Source organism: Glycomyces sp. NPDC046736 (assembly GCF_040645615.1).
In the GTDB taxonomy this organism is placed as follows: domain Bacteria; phylum Actinomycetota; class Actinomycetes; order Mycobacteriales; family Micromonosporaceae; genus Glycomyces.
The window spans coordinates 158,276-173,050 of record NZ_JBEYYO010000003.1 but is presented as its reverse complement, the minus strand read 5'-3'; the positions used below and the strand labels follow the sequence as shown (position 1 = coordinate 173,050).

Annotated in this window: 17 protein-coding genes and 1 tRNA gene; 7 read left to right on the top strand and 11 right to left on the bottom strand. The window is 70.9% G+C overall.

Annotated elements, in window-relative coordinates; all coding sequences use genetic code 11:
• Window positions 1-39: 39 nt before the first annotated feature.
• Both AB0B28_RS04525 and AB0B28_RS04520 read left to right on the top strand, forming a co-directional pair.
• Entirely contained in the window at window positions 40-198 is a 159-nt protein-coding gene (locus AB0B28_RS04525; RefSeq protein ID WP_360116391.1) for a hypothetical protein, read from the top strand.
• Between the two features lie 2 nt (window positions 199-200).
• Window positions 201-683, top strand: coding sequence for a RidA family protein (locus AB0B28_RS04520; RefSeq protein ID WP_360116388.1), 483 nt, complete (start codon window positions 201-203; stop codon window positions 681-683).
• Window positions 684-772: 89 nt separating this feature from the next.
• On the opposite strand, the gene AB0B28_RS04515 is transcribed toward AB0B28_RS04520, so the two are convergent.
• The 4 genes from AB0B28_RS04515 to AB0B28_RS04500 are packed head-to-tail and all read right to left on the bottom strand — an operon-like array spanning window position 773 to window position 3,776.
• Window positions 773-1,867, bottom strand: a complete 1,095-nt coding sequence (locus tag AB0B28_RS04515) for a fumarylacetoacetate hydrolase family protein (protein WP_360116385.1) — start codon at window positions 1,865-1,867, stop codon at window positions 773-775.
• Window positions 1,868-1,920: 53 nt separating this feature from the next.
• Window positions 1,921-2,736 (bottom strand): tetratricopeptide repeat protein, encoded by an 816-nt coding sequence (locus tag AB0B28_RS04510; protein ID WP_360116382.1) that lies wholly within the window; start codon window positions 2,734-2,736, stop codon window positions 1,921-1,923.
• A 20-nt stretch (window positions 2,737-2,756) separates the two neighbouring features.
• The gene (gene ispF, locus AB0B28_RS04505; RefSeq protein WP_360116925.1) at window positions 2,757-3,230 is read right to left on the bottom strand and encodes a 2-C-methyl-D-erythritol 2,4-cyclodiphosphate synthase; all 474 of its coding nucleotides are present in this window, start codon (window positions 3,228-3,230) and stop codon (window positions 2,757-2,759) included.
• A gap of 48 nt (window positions 3,231-3,278) precedes the next feature.
• Entirely contained in the window at window positions 3,279-3,776 is a 498-nt protein-coding gene (locus AB0B28_RS04500) for a CarD family transcriptional regulator (protein ID WP_091037357.1), read from the bottom strand.
• Window positions 3,777-4,205: 429 nt separating this feature from the next.
• Here AB0B28_RS04500 and AB0B28_RS04495 point away from each other — a divergent pair, with 429 nt between their 5' ends.
• Window positions 4,206-4,913, top strand: coding sequence for a hypothetical protein (locus AB0B28_RS04495; RefSeq protein WP_360116378.1), 708 nt, complete (start codon window positions 4,206-4,208; stop codon window positions 4,911-4,913).
• Between the two features lie 50 nt (window positions 4,914-4,963).
• Here AB0B28_RS04495 and AB0B28_RS04490 read toward each other — a convergent pair whose 3' ends face one another.
• The 3 genes from AB0B28_RS04490 to AB0B28_RS04480 form a co-directional block, all read right to left on the bottom strand.
• Complete coding sequence (locus AB0B28_RS04490; protein WP_360116375.1) at window positions 4,964-5,653, bottom strand: exonuclease domain-containing protein; 690 nt, start codon at window positions 5,651-5,653, stop codon at window positions 4,964-4,966.
• 72 nt (window positions 5,654-5,725) lie between these two features.
• The gene (locus AB0B28_RS04485) at window positions 5,726-6,628 is read right to left on the bottom strand and encodes a ribosomal protein L7/L12 (RefSeq protein ID WP_360116372.1); all 903 of its coding nucleotides are present in this window, start codon (window positions 6,626-6,628) and stop codon (window positions 5,726-5,728) included.
• 4 nt (window positions 6,629-6,632) lie between these two features.
• A complete protein-coding gene (locus AB0B28_RS04480; RefSeq protein WP_360116369.1) occupies window positions 6,633-7,124 on the bottom strand; it encodes a YajQ family cyclic di-GMP-binding protein in 492 nt (163 codons plus the stop codon).
• Window positions 7,125-7,293: 169 nt separating this feature from the next.
• Between AB0B28_RS04480 and AB0B28_RS04475 the strand changes: the two genes are divergently transcribed.
• Window positions 7,294-7,375: transfer RNA gene (locus AB0B28_RS04475), tRNA-Tyr, on the top strand.
• A 50-nt stretch (window positions 7,376-7,425) separates the two neighbouring features.
• Here the strand turns inward: AB0B28_RS04475 and AB0B28_RS04470 are convergent.
• The 3 genes from AB0B28_RS04470 to AB0B28_RS04460 are packed head-to-tail and all read right to left on the bottom strand — an operon-like array spanning window position 7,426 to window position 9,555.
• Window positions 7,426-8,055: a hypothetical protein gene (locus tag AB0B28_RS04470; RefSeq protein WP_360116366.1), complete on the bottom strand. Its 630-nt coding sequence runs from the start codon at window positions 8,053-8,055 to the stop codon at window positions 7,426-7,428.
• Window positions 8,052-8,342 (bottom strand): hypothetical protein, encoded by a 291-nt coding sequence (locus tag AB0B28_RS04465; RefSeq protein WP_360116364.1) that lies wholly within the window; start codon window positions 8,340-8,342, stop codon window positions 8,052-8,054. Before AB0B28_RS04465 ends, AB0B28_RS04470 begins: the two co-directional genes overlap by 4 nt.
• 28 nt (window positions 8,343-8,370) lie before the next feature.
• Entirely contained in the window at window positions 8,371-9,555 is a 1,185-nt protein-coding gene (locus tag AB0B28_RS04460; RefSeq protein WP_360116361.1) for an ATP-binding protein, read from the bottom strand.
• A 236-nt stretch (window positions 9,556-9,791) separates the two neighbouring features.
• Between AB0B28_RS04460 and AB0B28_RS04455 the strand changes: the two genes are divergently transcribed.
• The 3 genes from AB0B28_RS04455 (at window position 9,792) to AB0B28_RS04445 (ending at window position 13,618) form a co-directional block, all read left to right on the top strand.
• The gene (locus tag AB0B28_RS04455; protein ID WP_360116358.1) at window positions 9,792-10,541 is read left to right on the top strand and encodes an ABC transporter ATP-binding protein; all 750 of its coding nucleotides are present in this window, start codon (window positions 9,792-9,794) and stop codon (window positions 10,539-10,541) included.
• On the top strand, window positions 10,538-12,505 hold the full coding sequence (locus AB0B28_RS04450) for an FtsX-like permease family protein (RefSeq protein ID WP_360116355.1): 1,968 nt from the start codon (window positions 10,538-10,540) through the stop codon (window positions 12,503-12,505). Before AB0B28_RS04455 ends, AB0B28_RS04450 begins: the two co-directional genes overlap by 4 nt.
• 264 nt (window positions 12,506-12,769) lie before the next feature.
• Window positions 12,770-13,618, top strand: a complete 849-nt coding sequence (locus AB0B28_RS04445; protein ID WP_360116352.1) for a siderophore-interacting protein — start codon at window positions 12,770-12,772, stop codon at window positions 13,616-13,618.
• 41 nt (window positions 13,619-13,659) lie between these two features.
• On the opposite strand, the gene AB0B28_RS04440 is transcribed toward AB0B28_RS04445, so the two are convergent.
• Window positions 13,660-14,769: an LCP family protein gene (locus AB0B28_RS04440; protein WP_360116349.1), complete on the bottom strand. Its 1,110-nt coding sequence runs from the start codon at window positions 14,767-14,769 to the stop codon at window positions 13,660-13,662.
• Window positions 14,770-14,775 lie beyond the last annotated feature (6 nt).

Below are 14,775 nucleotides of genomic sequence, written 5' to 3'. Positions count from 1 at the left end.
GTGCGCCGCGGGCGAATCAAGACGCCGTACTGTGGGCGCATGGAGAAATGGGAGTACTTGACGGCGCCATTGCTGATCCACAACACGAAGATGATCCTCGACAACTTCGGGGACGAGGGCTGGGAACTGGTGACGGTGATCCCGGGCCAGAACTCCGAGCAGCTCGTGGCCTACTTCAAGCGCAAGAAGGAGCAGTAGCGATGGTCGATGTGGACAAGGCGCTCGCGCGCCTGGGCCTCCAGCTTCCGGCGGTCGTGCCGCCGGTGGCCTCGTACCAGCCCGCGGTTCGCTCGGGCGTGTACGTCTACACCTCGGGCCAACTGCCGATGGTGGACGGTTCGCTCGTGGCGACCGGCAAGCTCGGCGCCGAGGTCGACCCCGAGCAGGGCTACGAGCTGGCCCGGATCTGCGCGTTGAACGCGCTGGCGGCGGTGGCCTCGATCGCCCCGCTGGACCAGGTGGTGAAGATCGTGAAGGTCGTGGGCTTCGTGGCCTCGGCCCCCGGTTTCACCGGCCAGCCGAAGGTCGTCAACGGCGCCTCTGAACTGCTGGGCGAGGTCTTCGGCGAGGCCGGGACCCACGCGCGCAGCGCGGTCGGCGTCTCGGAGTTGCCGCTGGGCGCCCCGGTCGAGGTCGAGCTGATCGCCGAACTCGAACCCACCGCCAAGAACGTGCTCGTCTAGACAGTGCTCGCAAGGCCGGTTCCGCGTCGCGGGGCCGGCCTGCTTCGTCGGCGGGTCCGGTTGCGCCGCAACCGGACCCGCCGAGCGCATCAGGTGATGGTGGGCAGGACCCGGGTTTCGACCTCGCCGAGGGCGATGGTGGTGCCGCGGGGGCCGGGGGCGGTGGCGGTGACCTTGACGGTGTCGCCGTTCTCCAGGCGCCACCCGCCGGTGACGGCCTCGCCCGAGCCGTACATCAGGCCGGGGCGCAGGACCGCGCCGCCCGCGGTGAGTTGGGCGAGCTGCTGGGCCGGGGTCCAGTACGAGTCGGAGAAGTCGGCTCCGGCGACCGCGACGCCGTTGACTTCGATGGCCAGGCGCAGGTCGTAGCCGTACCGGTCGGACTCCTTGAGGTAGGAGGCCATGTCGGGGCCCGGCTGCGGCGCGGCGGTGCGGGCCGCATTGAGCGCCTCGATGGGCGTGACCCAGGCGCTCATGGACGTGGCGAACGACTTGGACGCGAACGGGCCGAGCCCGTCGGTCTCCAGTTCGGCGAAGTCGCGCGCGGTCCAGTCGTTGAGCAGGACCGCGCCGAACACGTACTCCTCGAACGCGTCGGGCGAGACCGGCTGGCCGAGCACCGATTCGCCGCCGACCAGGAACCCGACCTCGGCTTCGATGTCGAGCGCGCCGGTGGGCCCGAAGACCGGCTGGCCGTCGGCGCCGCGGCGGTGCCCGGCGGGGCGGACGAGGTCCATGCCGGAGGGGATGAGCGTCGAGGCCCGCCCGTTGGAGGCGCGCGGGTGCACCCGGTCGGCCCCGGGGGCGCGCATGGTGAAGTCCACGTAGTCGGTGACCAGGAGCGGCGCGTGCATGATCGCCTCGCCGATCGGGGTGAGCCAGTTGGACGCGATGTCCTGGAGGCTCGGCTCGCTCAAGGCCTCCTGGACCTGCGATCGGACCTGCTTCCAGGCCTCCTTGCCCAGGGACAGGAGCCGGTTGAGGGCCGGGTCGCGCAGCGCGGTGCAGGCCCCGCAGGTCTGGCAGTCGCCCGAGAGCACGGCCTTGTGCATGTCGAGGATCTGGTCGCCGATGCGAACGCCGATGCGCGGCAGGTTCTCCTCGGCGGTCGAGAAGACCCCGAACGGCAGGTTGTGGATGTTGTAGGGGCTGTCGTCGGCTCCGGGAACCCAGCAGGTCGTCACGTTCGTCCTCCAGTCGCTTGTGTGAAGGACTAACGAGCGCCGCGGGCGAAAGGTCACTCTGTGCGACGGTGGCGGCGGAGAACTGTGAACCATCCCACCCATGCCGCGAGGGCCACGAGTCCGAAGAACACCCGCGTGCCCGTCGCGATCTCGCTGCCGAGGAGCGCCGGGACGGCGAACACCACCGCGACGCCCAGCAGGATCGAGCGCCCGAGCGCGCCCCTGAAGAGCCCTTCCCCGAAGATCTTGGAGCGCCACTCCGGGTCGTCGGCGTTCGCGTCGACCCAGCGGGCCCGGACGCGGCGCGACTCGGGCGGGGCGTGGTCGGCGAGCGTGTCGGGGTCGAGTTCGGCCGCGGCCTGCCGGGAGCGCTTGGCCAGGTCGTCCATGCCCAGGCCCTCGGCGATCGCGGCGAGCGCGAGGTGGGTGCGGGGCTGGTCGGGGGCGAGGTTGACGGCGTTCCAGGCCGCGTCGAGCGCGGGCTGCCCGGCCCCGGCGCGGCGGGTGATGAGCGCGTAGTGGATGTGGTGGCGCCACGAGTCGCGGTTGGCGTCGAGGAGGCTGGCGGCGGCCTGCATGGCCTCGTCGCGGCGGCCCATGTCGGCGAGCGCGTAGCCGCGGGTGATCATGGCCCGCGGGTGCTCGGGCCGGTGGGCGAGCGCGGCCCCGGCGTAGACGAGCGCCTCGTCGGGGTCGTTGTCGGCGAGCGCGCAGGCGGCGGCCATGGCGTTGGCGTCGGGGTCGAGGGGGTCGACGCGCAGGGCCGCGTCGGCTTCGGCGCGCGCGTCGTACACCTGGCCGACCTCGTACATGAGCTCGGCTCTTTGCAGGTGCTCGGCGACGGAGCGGCGAGTGGGGTCTGGTTCCATCGTCTACTCCCGGACGGGACTCAGGGCTGGTACAGCAACGCTACCGCGGTGGCGGCGAGGCCCTCGCCGCGTCCGGTGAAGCCCAGGCCGTCGGTGGTGGTGGCGGAGAGCCTGACGGGGGCGCCGATCGCGGCGGCCATGGCGGCCTCGGCCTCGGCCCGGCGGGGGCCGATCTTGGGGCGGTTGCCGATGACCTGGACGGACACGTTGCCGATGGTCCAGCCGGTGTCGCGGACGCGGCGGGCGGTCTCGGTCAGCAGGGCGAGCCCTGAGGCGCCGGCCCATTCGGGTCTGCTGGTGCCGAAGTTGGAGCCGAGGTCGCCGAGCGCGGCGGCGGAGAGCAGCGCGTCGCAGGCCGCGTGGGCGGCTGTGTCGCCGTCGGAGTGCCCCGCGAGGCCGGGCTCGCCCGGCCAGTCGAGGCAGGCGAGGCGGCACGGCCTCGTCTCGTCGAATCGGTGCACGTCGCTGCCGTGCCCTATGACGAAGGGCGGCATGGTGCTGTCGTCGTGGTTCACGCTTGACGCGGTCTGCGGGCGGTCCGGTTACTTGACCGGGGCCTCCGAGAGCAGGACCTTGTCGAGGATGTTGTCGGCCTCGGTCTTCACGCAGTCCTCGGCGAGGGCGATCTCGCCGGTGAGGATCTCGCGGGCCTTGGAGAGCATGCGCTTCTCGCCGGCGGACAGGCCGCGTTCGCGGTCGCGCCGCCACAGGTCGCGCACGACTTCCGCGATCTTGAGCGGGGAGCCGGAGGCGAGCTTCTCGACATTGGCCTTGTAACGCCGCGACCAGTTGGTGGGTTCCTCGGTGTGGGGGGCGCGGAGCACTTCGAAGACCTCTTCGAGGCCTTCGGCGCCGACCACTTCCCGGACGCCGACGAGCTCGACGTTCTTGGCTGGAACCTTGACCGTGAGGTCACCCTGTTCGACGCGCAGCACGAGGTATTCCTGTTCGATACCACCGATGACGCGAGTCTCTACAGCTTCAACGAGTGCGGCCCCGTGGTGGGGGTAGACAACGGTCTCGCCGACACTAAAACCCATAGGATCGAAACCCCTTTCGCTGTGTCTAGCCTAACACGTCATCGGGGTTTTCCCCGACAGCGGATCGCCACGAATTCCCTGGTCAATTGGTATGTGACTGATTACTCTACGGCACCTTGGACTTCCGGGGCGGCGGCGGACTCGGCGAATGAGGCCTGGGTCGCTTCGGTGCGCGGGGGCTCGGCGCGGCGCATTCGGACGTGATCGCCGATGGCCGCCGCGAGCGATTCGCGACTTCCCCGCTCGCGGCGCTCACCACTTCGAATCCTCGAATGTCGACTCGATGCCTTTCGGCCCCAACGGGTTCGGTGTGATTCGAGGATGGAGTGAGATCTGGGGCCCATCGTGAGCCCGGCCCGGGGAAATGATGAGGGCTCGTCGTCTACGCTGTCGTTCAGCATGCCTGTCGGAACTCAGGGAGGACCAGCAGTGGTCAGGGGAATCAGCACGGCGACCACCCTTCGTCGCGCGGCCGCGATCGCGATCGCCGGAGCGGCCACGGCGGCCCTGTCCGCCTGCGGGGCCGGTCTGGAGACCCAGACCGACTCTAAGGCCACCGCCATCGCGGGGATCAACGTGGACGAGGGCGACCTCGCGTTCCGCGACCTCCAGATCGAGTTCGACGCCGTCGGCGGCTACATCGCCGGTGAGGACGCCGCGCTGCGCGTCTGGATCGGCAACGAGGGCCAGCAGGCCGTCAGCCTCGTGGGTGTCGAGGTCGAGTCGGGGATCGGCACGGTGACCTTCGTCAGCCCCGCCGCCCAGGCCGAGGCCGAGGCGTCCGCGAGCGAAGCGGCCACCGAAGAGGAGACCGCCGAGGACGAGACCGGCGACGAGGCGTCCACTGAGACCCCGTCGGCCGAGGAGACCACCCCCGCAGAGCCGCTCTTCGACGGCGCGGAGGTCTTCGACATCCCGATCGCCCCCGCCGACTACGTGCGCCTCGACCAGGCTGTCGAAGGCGGCGACTACCTGCTGCTGGAGAACCTGAGCGCGGACCTCGCCCTCGGCGACGTGATCACCGTGGTCTTCCACTTCTCCAACAACGAGCAGGTGAAGGTCGACCTGCCGTTCGGCCAGTCCCTCGACGCGGACGACCGCGAGTACTACGAGCCCAAGGACGAAGGCGGGCACTAAGACGCGTCGCAAGGCCCCCGATCCTCGCGGATCGGGGGCCTCTGGCGTTCTCAGCGGCAGAGCGGCCAGCGCCGTTCCACGACTTCGTCGCGGCCCTTGCGGCGGAAGTACGCCTCCAGGCTTTCGGCGTCCTCTGCGTGCCAGCGGATCTGGGACTGGTGGAGGTCGGCGGGGGTGAGGTCGCCGACTTCGGGGTACATGGCGCCGATGGCGCGGGCGAGCGCCACGGTGGCGGTCGCGTCGCCTGACGCCGAGTGGGCTTCGGAGTGGTGGACGCCGTAGTGGGCGGCGGTGGCGCCGAGGGTGCGCTTGCCGCGGCGGTAGCGGTCGACGCGCTTGTCGAGCACCGAGGGGTCGATGACGGCGACGCGGTTCCAGTCGGGTTGGGGGATGCCGTGGCGTTCGAGCTCGTAGGAGAGCAGGGTGCAGTCGAACCCGGCGCGGAAGGCGACCACGGGCGTGCCGGTGTCCACGGCGGCGCTCAGCGCGGCGGCGATGTCGGTGAGGGCCTGGGCGGGTGCCTGGCCTTCGGCCTGGACGCGGGCGTCGGTGATGCCGTGGACGCGGGTGGCGCCCGGTGGGATCGGGACGCCCGGGTCGATCAGCCAGGTGCGTTCGCCGACGTCCTCGCCCGCGCCGCCGACCAGGGCGGCCTGGACGATGCGGTCGCCGGTGACGTCGACTCCGGTGGTCTCGGTGTCGAAGCCCAGGAGGGGGCCTTCAAACCATCGCTCGCTCATGCCGACACGCTACCGGGAGGGTCCGACATTCCGCCGGTACGGGCCCGGGGAGGCCGCAACGGGGCGTTCGGCTCAGCGCGGTTCGGGCTCGGGGGCTTCGGTGATGCGCGCGGTCGCTCCTGCCGCGGTGAGCTTGTCGAGGGCGTCGGTGGCCGTCGCGTGGGGGACGCGCGCCAGGATCGTCGACGGGGTCTGCTCGGAGAGGCGCTTGGCTTCGGCGAGGCCGAGCCCGGTGACGGCGCGGATCTCCTTGATGACGTTGATCTTCTTCTTGCCGGTGTCGTCGAGGAGGACCGCGAACAGGCCCGAGACCGCGGTCGTCTCGGGGACGGTGTCCATGGCGTGCCCGGCCGCGTCCACGGTCCGCACCCGCGCGCCCGCTCCCGCGAGTGCTTGGTGCGCCTTGGCGGCGGCCGCGTGGGGGACGCCGGTGACCACGGCCGCCGGGGTCTGTTCGGCGAGGCGCTTGGCCTCGGCCAGGCCGAGGTTGGTCAGGCCGCGGATCTCCTTGATCACTTGGATCAACTTGTCGCCTGAGTCGTCGATGTAGACGGTGTACAGGCCCGCGGGGGTCTCGGGCGCGGGTTCGGCGGCGATCTCGGCCATCCGCACTCGAGCGCCCGCGTTCGCGAGGACCCGGTAGGCGGCCGAGGCCGACGCGTGGTCGACGCCGGCCAGGACCGGCGAGGGGAACCGGTCGGTCAGGGCCTTCGCTTCGGCCAGGCCGAGCCCGGTGATGCCGCGGATCTCCTTGATGACTTGGATCTTCTTCTGGCCCGCGTCGTCGAGGAGCAGCGTCCAGGTGCCGGGCTGGGCCGGGATCGCGGGCCGCTCGCCCTTCGCGGTGGGGTAGACGACCCAGTGAGGGGAGCGCTCGTCCTTCTTGTAGGCGCGCTGGGTGATCGTGACCATGACCGCGACCAGGCCGCCGCCGACGAGGAACAGGATCAGGACGAGCGCGTTGACGAACGTCATGGCACTAGCGGTAGTTCGTGAACTGGAGGGCCACTTCGAGGTCCTTGCCCTTGAGGAGGGCGATGACCTCTTGGAGGTCGTCGCGCTTCTTGCCGGTGACGCGGAGCTTGTCGCCTTGGACCTGCGGCTTGACGCCCTTGGGGCCTTCGTCGCGGATGATCTTGCCGATCTTCTTGGCGTCGTCGGCGCCGATGCCCTGCTTGAAGGCGAGGTCGATCTTGGTTTCCTTGCCGGATTGGCGCGGCTCGCCGGCGTCGAGGGCCTTGAGGGAGATGCCGCGCTTGATCAGCTTCTCCTTGAGCACTTCGAGGGCGGCCTTGGCGCGGTCTTCGGTCTCGGCGACCACCACGGCGGCCTCGTCGCCGGAGCGTTCGACGTTGGCGCCGGTCCCGCGGAAGTCGAACCGGGTGCTCAGCTCGCGCTGGGCCTGGTTGATCGCGTTGTCGAGTTCGGCGAGGTCGATCTCGGAGACGATGTCGAACGAGGCGTCAGCCATGACTGTGTCCTTCCGTCGGTGCAGGGCGCGATCGCCAAGCTTAGTCGGGGCCCGCAGCACTGGGCGCCCGCGCCCGGACCACCCGGCAGTGAACGCGGTCTCAACGGGGGATAACCCGCTTGCGCCCTCCCGGGCAGGGGAGGCTATTCTTGCTCTCGCTACACAGCGAGGCAGGTTGCCCGAGCGGCCAAAGGGAGCTGACTGTAAATCAGCCGGCATTGCCTACGCAGGTTCGAATCCTGCACCTGCCACCGGTAGCGAACGGCCCCCGTCCACAGGACGGGGGCCGTTCCGTTTCCACTCAGGCCGGCTCGGGCCGTCGGAACGCGTTCCAGGCCGCGCGCAATCGACGCCCGAACACGGGGCGCGCTTCGGCCACCGCCGCCTCACGCGCCGCCGCTTCGGCCGCGGCTTGGCGCGCGGCCTCCCTGAGGCGCACGGCCCGCTGCCGGTAGGTCTCGGCGACGCGATCCCAGTGCTTCGCCTCATCGGTCTGCCAGAACGCGCCCCACACGGCGACGAGGAGTACGAAGCCGATCGCCACGAGCACCCTCCAGTCCACCTCCGGCGTGGCCGTCCACAGCGGCCCGATCATCGCGCCGACCGGCGCGCCGGTTCCCCACAGCAGCACGATGCCCATGAGCCGGCGGTGATCGGCGACCCGCTCGGCCCGCCTCGCGTACCAGTCGCACTTGTCCACGTCGATGTCCGAACCGGCCGGGCGCGGGTCCTCCCACAGATGGCCGCGGTATCGCCGATCCCACGGGACCATCCGAGGCGGGTCGCCGGACGGCAGGTTCGTCTCGTCGATCGGGAACCGGCCCGCCATGCGCCTGGCCCGCGCGCGGTCCCGCCTAGCGGCCACTAGGAACGCCACGCCCACGGCCGCGAAGGCCGCGATGAACAGCCCGAGGCCTATGAACCGCATCATCGGCGGTCCTCTTCAAGCCGGTAGTCCGCCGGCGGACCCACGAGATGAGGGCTCCGCATCCCTATCAACAGCATCACCAGGGACGTGAGCAGCAGCGCCGCTTCGAGGACCAGCGCCATCAGCGTCAGGTAGGTGCGATCGAACATCAGCACCGCGGCCAGTGCGGCTGCCGTGAACATCGCGCCCGCCCCGATGCTCTTCAAGATCGCGCGGTCGCGGAACACCGGGGCGCAGTGTTCCAACGGGGGCCGCGAGCGGTTGGCCCACTTCGAGAGTCGTCTGATCATCACCCCAAGTTACGACCGGGGAACCAGGTCAGGCTTCGACCTCGGCGGGTTGTCGGGGGAGCCAGGCCGCTGTTTCCCAGCCGCCTTCGGGGCGGGGCTGGGCTTTGAGGGTGCCGCCGACGGCTTCGATGCGTTCGCCGAGGCCGAGGAGGCCCATGCCCGCGCCGGATTCGGCGAGGCGGCCGCGGGCGCCTTGGCCGTTGTCGCGGACCGAGACTTCGAGGCCCTGGGTCCCGGCGGCGGCGACCACGACGCGGACCCTGGTCGCGCCCCGGGCGTGCTTGCGGACGTTGGTGAGCGCTTCGCGGACCACGCGGTGCGCGGTGGCGGCGATCTCGGGGGCCACGGCTCCGGCGAGGTCGGGGGAGATGAAGCAGGTCGCGTCGGTGCCTTCGCGGTTGAAGCGGTCCACCAGGTCCTCGATCTGAGAGAGGTCGCCGAGCGGGTTGACGCCCGCGCCCGAATCGTCGTCGCGAAGCATCTTCACCATGCGCCGCATCGACGTCAGCGCGGCCAGGCCCGCCTCCTCGATGTCGGCGAACGACCGCCGCGGATCGGTCTCGGCGACCTGCGCGGCCTGCGCGAGGACCACGATCCCGGTGACGTGGTGGGCCACGAAGTCGTGCATCTCCCGGGCCAACTCCAGCCGCTCGGCCCGGCGCACCTCCTCCTGGGTCTCGCGCCGCAACCGGTCCATCGACCGCAGGTACGCGCCGACCGAGACCACCGTCGCGAGTCCCATGAGGACCATGATCGTTCCGGCGACCATCGAACTGGGGAAGACGAACATCCGCACCCCGACCACCGTGATCGCCGCGCCGGTCACCCACGCCACCCACCGGCCCGGCGCGGCGTCCCACTGGCGCACCGCGAACAGCATGAGGACGCCCAGCGTCAACAGCTCGGCGGTGCCGACGCCCCGCTCGGCCTGGTCGACCACCAGGTGCAGGCCGGTCGCGGCGAGCGAGGCGATCGCGGCCACCCCGATCCATTTCTTGCGGCCGGGCCGGTAGAGCATGTACACGCCGATCGCGAACAGCGAGACCGCGCATTGCACCCATGCCAGCCACCAGTAATACGGCGGTTTCTCGTCGACCGCGTGCGAGACCATCTCCGCGAGCAGGATCAGCAGCAGCCCGCCCACGATCGAGATCTTGAGCAGGCGCATCGCGATCCGGTTGACCCGGAGGCCCCAGGCGGTCTTGGCGGTCATGACCACGACCGTAGCCGCCGCACGAGGCCCCTCCGCCGAATGACCGACCCGCCCGGCCCGAAACCGGTCGCCGAGCCGAAGCAGCCCGGTGGCCTTTGCGGCGAGGCTTGCGTCATGAACGGACTCCTGGACATCACCACCGCCGTGAGCCTCGTGCTCCTGGCCGCGTTCCTGATCGCGGGCGCGGCCCTGCCCTTCGTCCCGACCCACCGAAAGGCCCGCCGATGAGGCCGCCCATGCTCACCGCCCGCGCCGTCACCAAGCACTTCGGGCCCGCGCCCGCGCTCGACCGCGTCGACTTCGGCATCGGCGCGGGCGAATCGGTCGCCGTGACCGGGCCCAGCGGCTCGGGCAAGTCCACGCTCCTGCACTGCCTCGCCGGGATCATGCGGCCCGACTCGGGCGAAGTGCGCCTGTTCGACGAGCGCATCGACTCGCTCTCGGAGCGCCAGCGCAGCCACCTGCGCCGCACCCGGTTCGCGTTCCTGTTCCAGTTCGGGCAGCTCCTGCCCGAGCTGCCCGCCGAGGAGAACGTGGCCCTGCCGCTCATGCTCGACGGCCGCTCGCGCCGTGACGCGCTGGGCCCGGCCCGCGCCGAACTGCGCAGGCTCGGCCTCGAAGGCAAGGAGGACCGCCGACCCGGCGAGCTGTCCGGCGGCGAGGCCCAGCGGGTCGCGCTGGCGCGGGCGCTGGTGATCCGGCCCGCCGTGGTGTTCGCCGACGAACCGACCGGCGCGCTCGACCGCGCCACCGGCGACCAGGTGATGGGCGTCCTCCTCGACACGGTGTCCGAACTGGACGCGGCCCTGGTGGTGGTCACCCACGACCCTCGGATCGCCTCCCGCTGCACCCGCACGATCGAGATCCGCGACGGCCGCCTCAGCGGCACGCCCCGCACCGGCGACGGCGCCCCCGAGGCCCTCCCGGTCCGCCCCGACGGCAGCGGCCGCTTCGGCCACGAGCCGGTGGCGGAGGTCTGGCGATGACCGAGTTGGCTTGGCGTCTGACGCGCCTTGGCGGGCGCCGGGCGCTGCTCAGCACCGGTTTGACCGCTCTGGCGGTCGCGGTGGCGACGCTGTTGCTTCAGTTCGCGGTGGCCGGGAACTTCGCGTTCGCCGAGCGCGGGGAGCGCACGTCGTGGCGCGAACCGGTGGCCGTCGAGGGCGAGGCGGACGCGTTGATCGCGACCGCCGCCGACCACTACGGCGGCGCCATGGTCACCCGCGTGGATCTCGCGGCCCTGACTCCCGACGCGCCCGTCCCGCCGGGCCTTGACGCCTTCCCCGCCCCCGGCGAGGTGTGGCTGTCGCCCGCGGCCGCCGACCTGCTCGCCGAGGTCCCCGAATCTGACTTCCTCGCCCGCTACGGCGAGGTGACCGTGGCCGGGGAGGTCGGCGCGGACGCCCTGGCGCACCCGAACGAGTACCTCGTGGTCGTGGGCCGCGACGCGGCCGATCCGGTGATGACCGTCGAGCGGCACAACCCCGACGGGGTCTCGCCGCTCGCCTTCGACACCTTCGAAGGCGGCGCGGTCGACTCCGTGTACGGCTTCTATCAGATCCTGATGGCGATCGCGGCCCTGCTCATGGCGATGCCAGCGGCCGTGTTCGGCGCCGCCGCGGCCCGCCTGACCGTCTCGCGCAGGGACGAACGGCTCGCCACGCTGCGGCTCGTGGGCGCGACCCCGGGCCAAGTGGTGCGCTTGACGCTCATCGAGACGACCCTCGCCGCCGTCGCCGGTTCGATCGTGGGCACCGCCGCGTGGATGGCGTCCACACCGCTGTTCGCGCTCATCCCGATCGACGGCGGCCGGTGGTACACCGCCGACCTGTGGGCCGGGGCCCCGTGGATGGCGGTCGTGGCCGCCGCGGTGCCGCTCCTGGTGGCCGTCTCGGCGCTCATCGGCCTCCGCGGCGTCGTCATCAGCCCGCTCGGGGTGGCCCGAGCGGTCAAACCCAAGGGCCTCAAGGTGATCCGTCTCGTCGTCTTCGCCGCGCTCGCTGCCGCGTTCATGATCGGCACCCAGGTCATCGGCGGCGACATGATCGCCGTCGCGGTCCTGCTGGCCCTGTTCGGCGGCACGATCGCCGCGGTGAACCTCGTGGGCCCGTGGATCGTGCAGAAGCTCGGGAAGGCCCTGGCGCGCACCGCGAGGGGCCCGTCCCGGCTCCTGGCCGCCAGGCGCCTGGCCGAGGACCCGAAGGCCGCGTGGCGGGCCGTCTCCGGGGTGGCGATCGCCGGGTTCATCGCCGGGTCGGTCGCAATGTTCCCGATGGTCATCGAGGACACCGACGCCCGCGCCACCGAGACGGTCGCCTCGCTCGTCCCCGCCGACCAGGCCGAGGCGCTGGCCGCCGAAGTCGCGGCCGCGCTCGGCACCGACGCCGAGGTCGCCGTGGTCGAGTCCAGCGGCCACCTCGAATCGGGCGACTCGACGGCGGTCGTCGAGGCCACCACCGCCGGAGCGAACGTCGAGGCCGTGCGGTCGACCATGACGCGGCTGCTGCCGGGCGACCCGCCCTCGCGGGAGGTCGACGCGAGCCTGCTGTCGAACCGGCTCATCGGTTCGGTGCGGACCGGCGTCACCGTGGTCCTCGGTGTGGTGTTCGCCACGGCCGCGGTGTCGGCGGCGATCAGCGCGATCGGTTCGGTCCTCGACCGCCGCCGCGCCTACCGGCTGCTGCACCTGGCCGGAACCCCGCAGCAGGTCCTCGACCGGGCCCGCCGCCAGGAGACGGTCCTGCCGCTGGCGTTCATCGGGGGCGCGTCGGTCCTGACCGGGATCGTCCTGACCTTGCCGGTCATCGGCGCGATGGGCTTCGACGTGAGCGGCGTGCTCATCCTGGCCGCCACGCTGACGCTGGGCGTCGCCGCGGTCATCGCCGCCGGGGGCCTGTCACGGCCGCTGCTGCGACAGGCGATGCGGGACGTCAGCCCCAGGCCGGACTGACCGGGGACGCGAGGGGCGGATCGGCGACGCCGATCCGCCCCTCGCGGTGGCGCTGGAAACGCCCCGCTCGACGAAATCCTATATCATATAGGATATATCCTATCGGATGCGCGTTCCCGGATGGAGGGGCGCGTCGCGGCTCGGCGGAGAGGGCGGAACCGAGGTAAAACTGAGAGAGTTAGGGAAACCTAAGAACCTCGACGCGGTCGTCGGCTCGCCGGCCTCGCCGAACCCGCATGCGAGCCGCGAATCCGAGGAGCCGACATGGCTGAAAGCCGAGGGCGCAGGGCCCCGAACGTGCGGACCGCCGAAGTGCTGCGCACCGAGCGCGTCACCCCGCACATGATCCGCGTGGTCCTCGGCGGCGAGGGCCTCGCCGACTTCACCTGCGGCGAGTTCACCGACCACTACCTGAAACTCCAGTTCCCGGCCCCCGGCGTCGAATACCCCGAGCCGTTCGACCTCGCCCGCATCCGCGAGGAGTACCCGCGCGAGCAGTGGCCTGTTTCGCGCACCTACACCGTGCGCCGCTGGGACGAGGCCGCCCGCGAGCTGACCATCGACTTCGTCTACCACGGCGACGAGGGCGTCGCCGGGCCCTGGGCCGCCAGTGCCGTCCCCGGGACGCTCCTGCGCTTCGCCGGTCCCGGCGGCGGCTACGCGCCCGCCGGGGACGCCGACTGGCACCTCCTCGTCGGCGACGAGAGCGCCCTCCCCGCGATCGCCTCCGCGGTCGAGCGGCTCGCCCCCGGCGCCCGCGCCCACGTGTTCGTGGAGGTCGAGGGCCCCGACGAGGAGCAGCAGTTCAAATCCGCAGGTGACGTGCGCGTCACCTGGCTCCACCGCGGCGACCAGAGGGTCGGCGTTCGCATAGCGGACGCCGTGCGCGCCTTCGAGTTCCCCGAAGGCGTCGTCCAGGCGTTCGTCCACGGCGAAGCGGGCTTCGTGCGCGAGATCCGCCGCCTCCTGCGCTTCGAGCACGGCGTCCCGCGCGAGCGGCTCTCGATCTCGGGCTACTGGCGCACCGGCCACAACGAGGACGGCTGGCAGTCCTCCAAACGCGAATGGAACCAGATCGACGAGGCCGAGGAGGCCAAGGCCCAAGGCGCGTAAGCGAACGGGACCGCCCGAGTGGGCGGCCCGTTCGCTCGCGTTCAGTCAGAGGTGACGGTCGCGTCGGTCTTCGAAGCCTCGGCGGCCACCGCGTCGTCCTTGACCCACTTCGGGTTCGCGAGCATCCACTCGTCGAGGGTGTCGTCGTTGATCGCCTGCCACAGCGAGTCGGCCGCGATCTGCTGCTCACCCTCGTGGATGAGCTCGATGTCGATCTCCATACCGTCCACGTACGTCTTGTCGCTGCTGGAGGGAACCCGGATCGTGTTCATCGCGTTCGGGTCGATGTTGCGGAAGTTCACCACCAAGTCGGCGATCGACAGGTCCTTGGGCTTGTCGATGCTCACCTTGTCGGTGCCGAAGCTGTTGAGCAGCTCGGTGAGTTTGGCGGGGTCCTCCAGGAAGCCCTGGCTCTTCGCCTGGTTCAGCAGCGACTTGATGGCCTGCTGCTGGAACGACTGCCGCGCGTAGTCGCCGTACAGGTTGAGTTCGTAGTCGATGTCGTCGTAGAACTGGTAGCGCTGCCTCACCAGGTCGAGCGCGGCCTCTTCGTCGTAGAAGTGGCAGCCCTTCTCGAAGACCCGCTCGGTGTGGTGGGACTTGAACTCCTTCCACGTGCAGATCTCGATCTCGCCGACCACGTCGACCATCTCCACGAACCCGTTGAAGTCCGCCGTCGCGCCCAGGTGGAAGCTGACGTCGGTGAGGTCGTTGATCGTCTGCACCACGTTCTTCCGCGTCACCTCCCAGTCGTCGCTGATCGAGGCCGCGTGGTTGATCTTGTTCTGGCACGGGTTGTTGCCCCAGCCGGGCCCGCAGTCGGGGATGTCGACCCACAGGTCGCGAGGCAGCGACACCATCGTGGCCTCGGTGAGGTCCTCGTTGATGTGCACGATGATCATCGTGTCCGAGCGGACCGCGCCGCCCTGCTTGTCGGTCCCGAGCACGAGGATGTTGAGCGGGCCCTCGATGTTGTTGACGTCCATCTCAGCGCGGTTGTCGCCGAGGATGTCCTCGTCGGGGATCGCGTTGTTGGCGGCGTTGACCCCGTACTGGGCGATCCCGGCCGTGGCCCCGGCGACGACCATCGTCAACCCGCCCGCGTACATCATCAGATGGGCCCACCAGGGCGCACCGCTCTTGCCGGCCATGCTTCT

Coding starts and splice junctions, on each gene's coding strand:
- AB0B28_RS04525 (WP_360116391.1), top strand. CDS start 40: ATGGAGAAATGGGAGTACTTGACGGCGCCATTGCTGATCCACAACACG.
- AB0B28_RS04520 (WP_360116388.1), top strand. CDS start 201: ATGGTCGATGTGGACAAGGCGCTCGCGCGCCTGGGCCTCCAGCTTCCG.
- AB0B28_RS04510 (WP_360116382.1), bottom strand. CDS start 2,736: ATGGAACCAGACCCCACTCGCCGCTCCGTCGCCGAGCACCTGCAAAGA.
- ispF (WP_360116925.1), bottom strand. CDS start 3,230: ATGCCGCCCTTCGTCATAGGGCACGGCAGCGACGTGCACCGATTCGAC.
- AB0B28_RS04500 (WP_091037357.1), bottom strand. CDS start 3,776: ATGGGTTTTAGTGTCGGCGAGACCGTTGTCTACCCCCACCACGGGGCC.
- AB0B28_RS04490 (WP_360116375.1), bottom strand. CDS start 5,653: ATGAGCGAGCGATGGTTTGAAGGCCCCCTCCTGGGCTTCGACACCGAG.
- AB0B28_RS04485 (WP_360116372.1), bottom strand. CDS start 6,628: ATGACGTTCGTCAACGCGCTCGTCCTGATCCTGTTCCTCGTCGGCGGC.
- AB0B28_RS04480 (WP_360116369.1), bottom strand. CDS start 7,124: ATGGCTGACGCCTCGTTCGACATCGTCTCCGAGATCGACCTCGCCGAA.
- AB0B28_RS04470 (WP_360116366.1), bottom strand. CDS start 8,055: ATGATGCGGTTCATAGGCCTCGGGCTGTTCATCGCGGCCTTCGCGGCC.
- AB0B28_RS04465 (WP_360116364.1), bottom strand. CDS start 8,342: ATGATCAGACGACTCTCGAAGTGGGCCAACCGCTCGCGGCCCCCGTTG.
- AB0B28_RS04460 (WP_360116361.1), bottom strand. CDS start 9,555: ATGACCGCCAAGACCGCCTGGGGCCTCCGGGTCAACCGGATCGCGATG.
- AB0B28_RS04455 (WP_360116358.1), top strand. CDS start 9,792: ATGCTCACCGCCCGCGCCGTCACCAAGCACTTCGGGCCCGCGCCCGCG.
- AB0B28_RS04450 (WP_360116355.1), top strand. CDS start 10,538: ATGACCGAGTTGGCTTGGCGTCTGACGCGCCTTGGCGGGCGCCGGGCG.
- AB0B28_RS04445 (WP_360116352.1), top strand. CDS start 12,770: ATGGCTGAAAGCCGAGGGCGCAGGGCCCCGAACGTGCGGACCGCCGAA.
- AB0B28_RS04440 (WP_360116349.1), bottom strand. CDS start 14,769: ATGGCCGGCAAGAGCGGTGCGCCCTGGTGGGCCCATCTGATGATGTAC.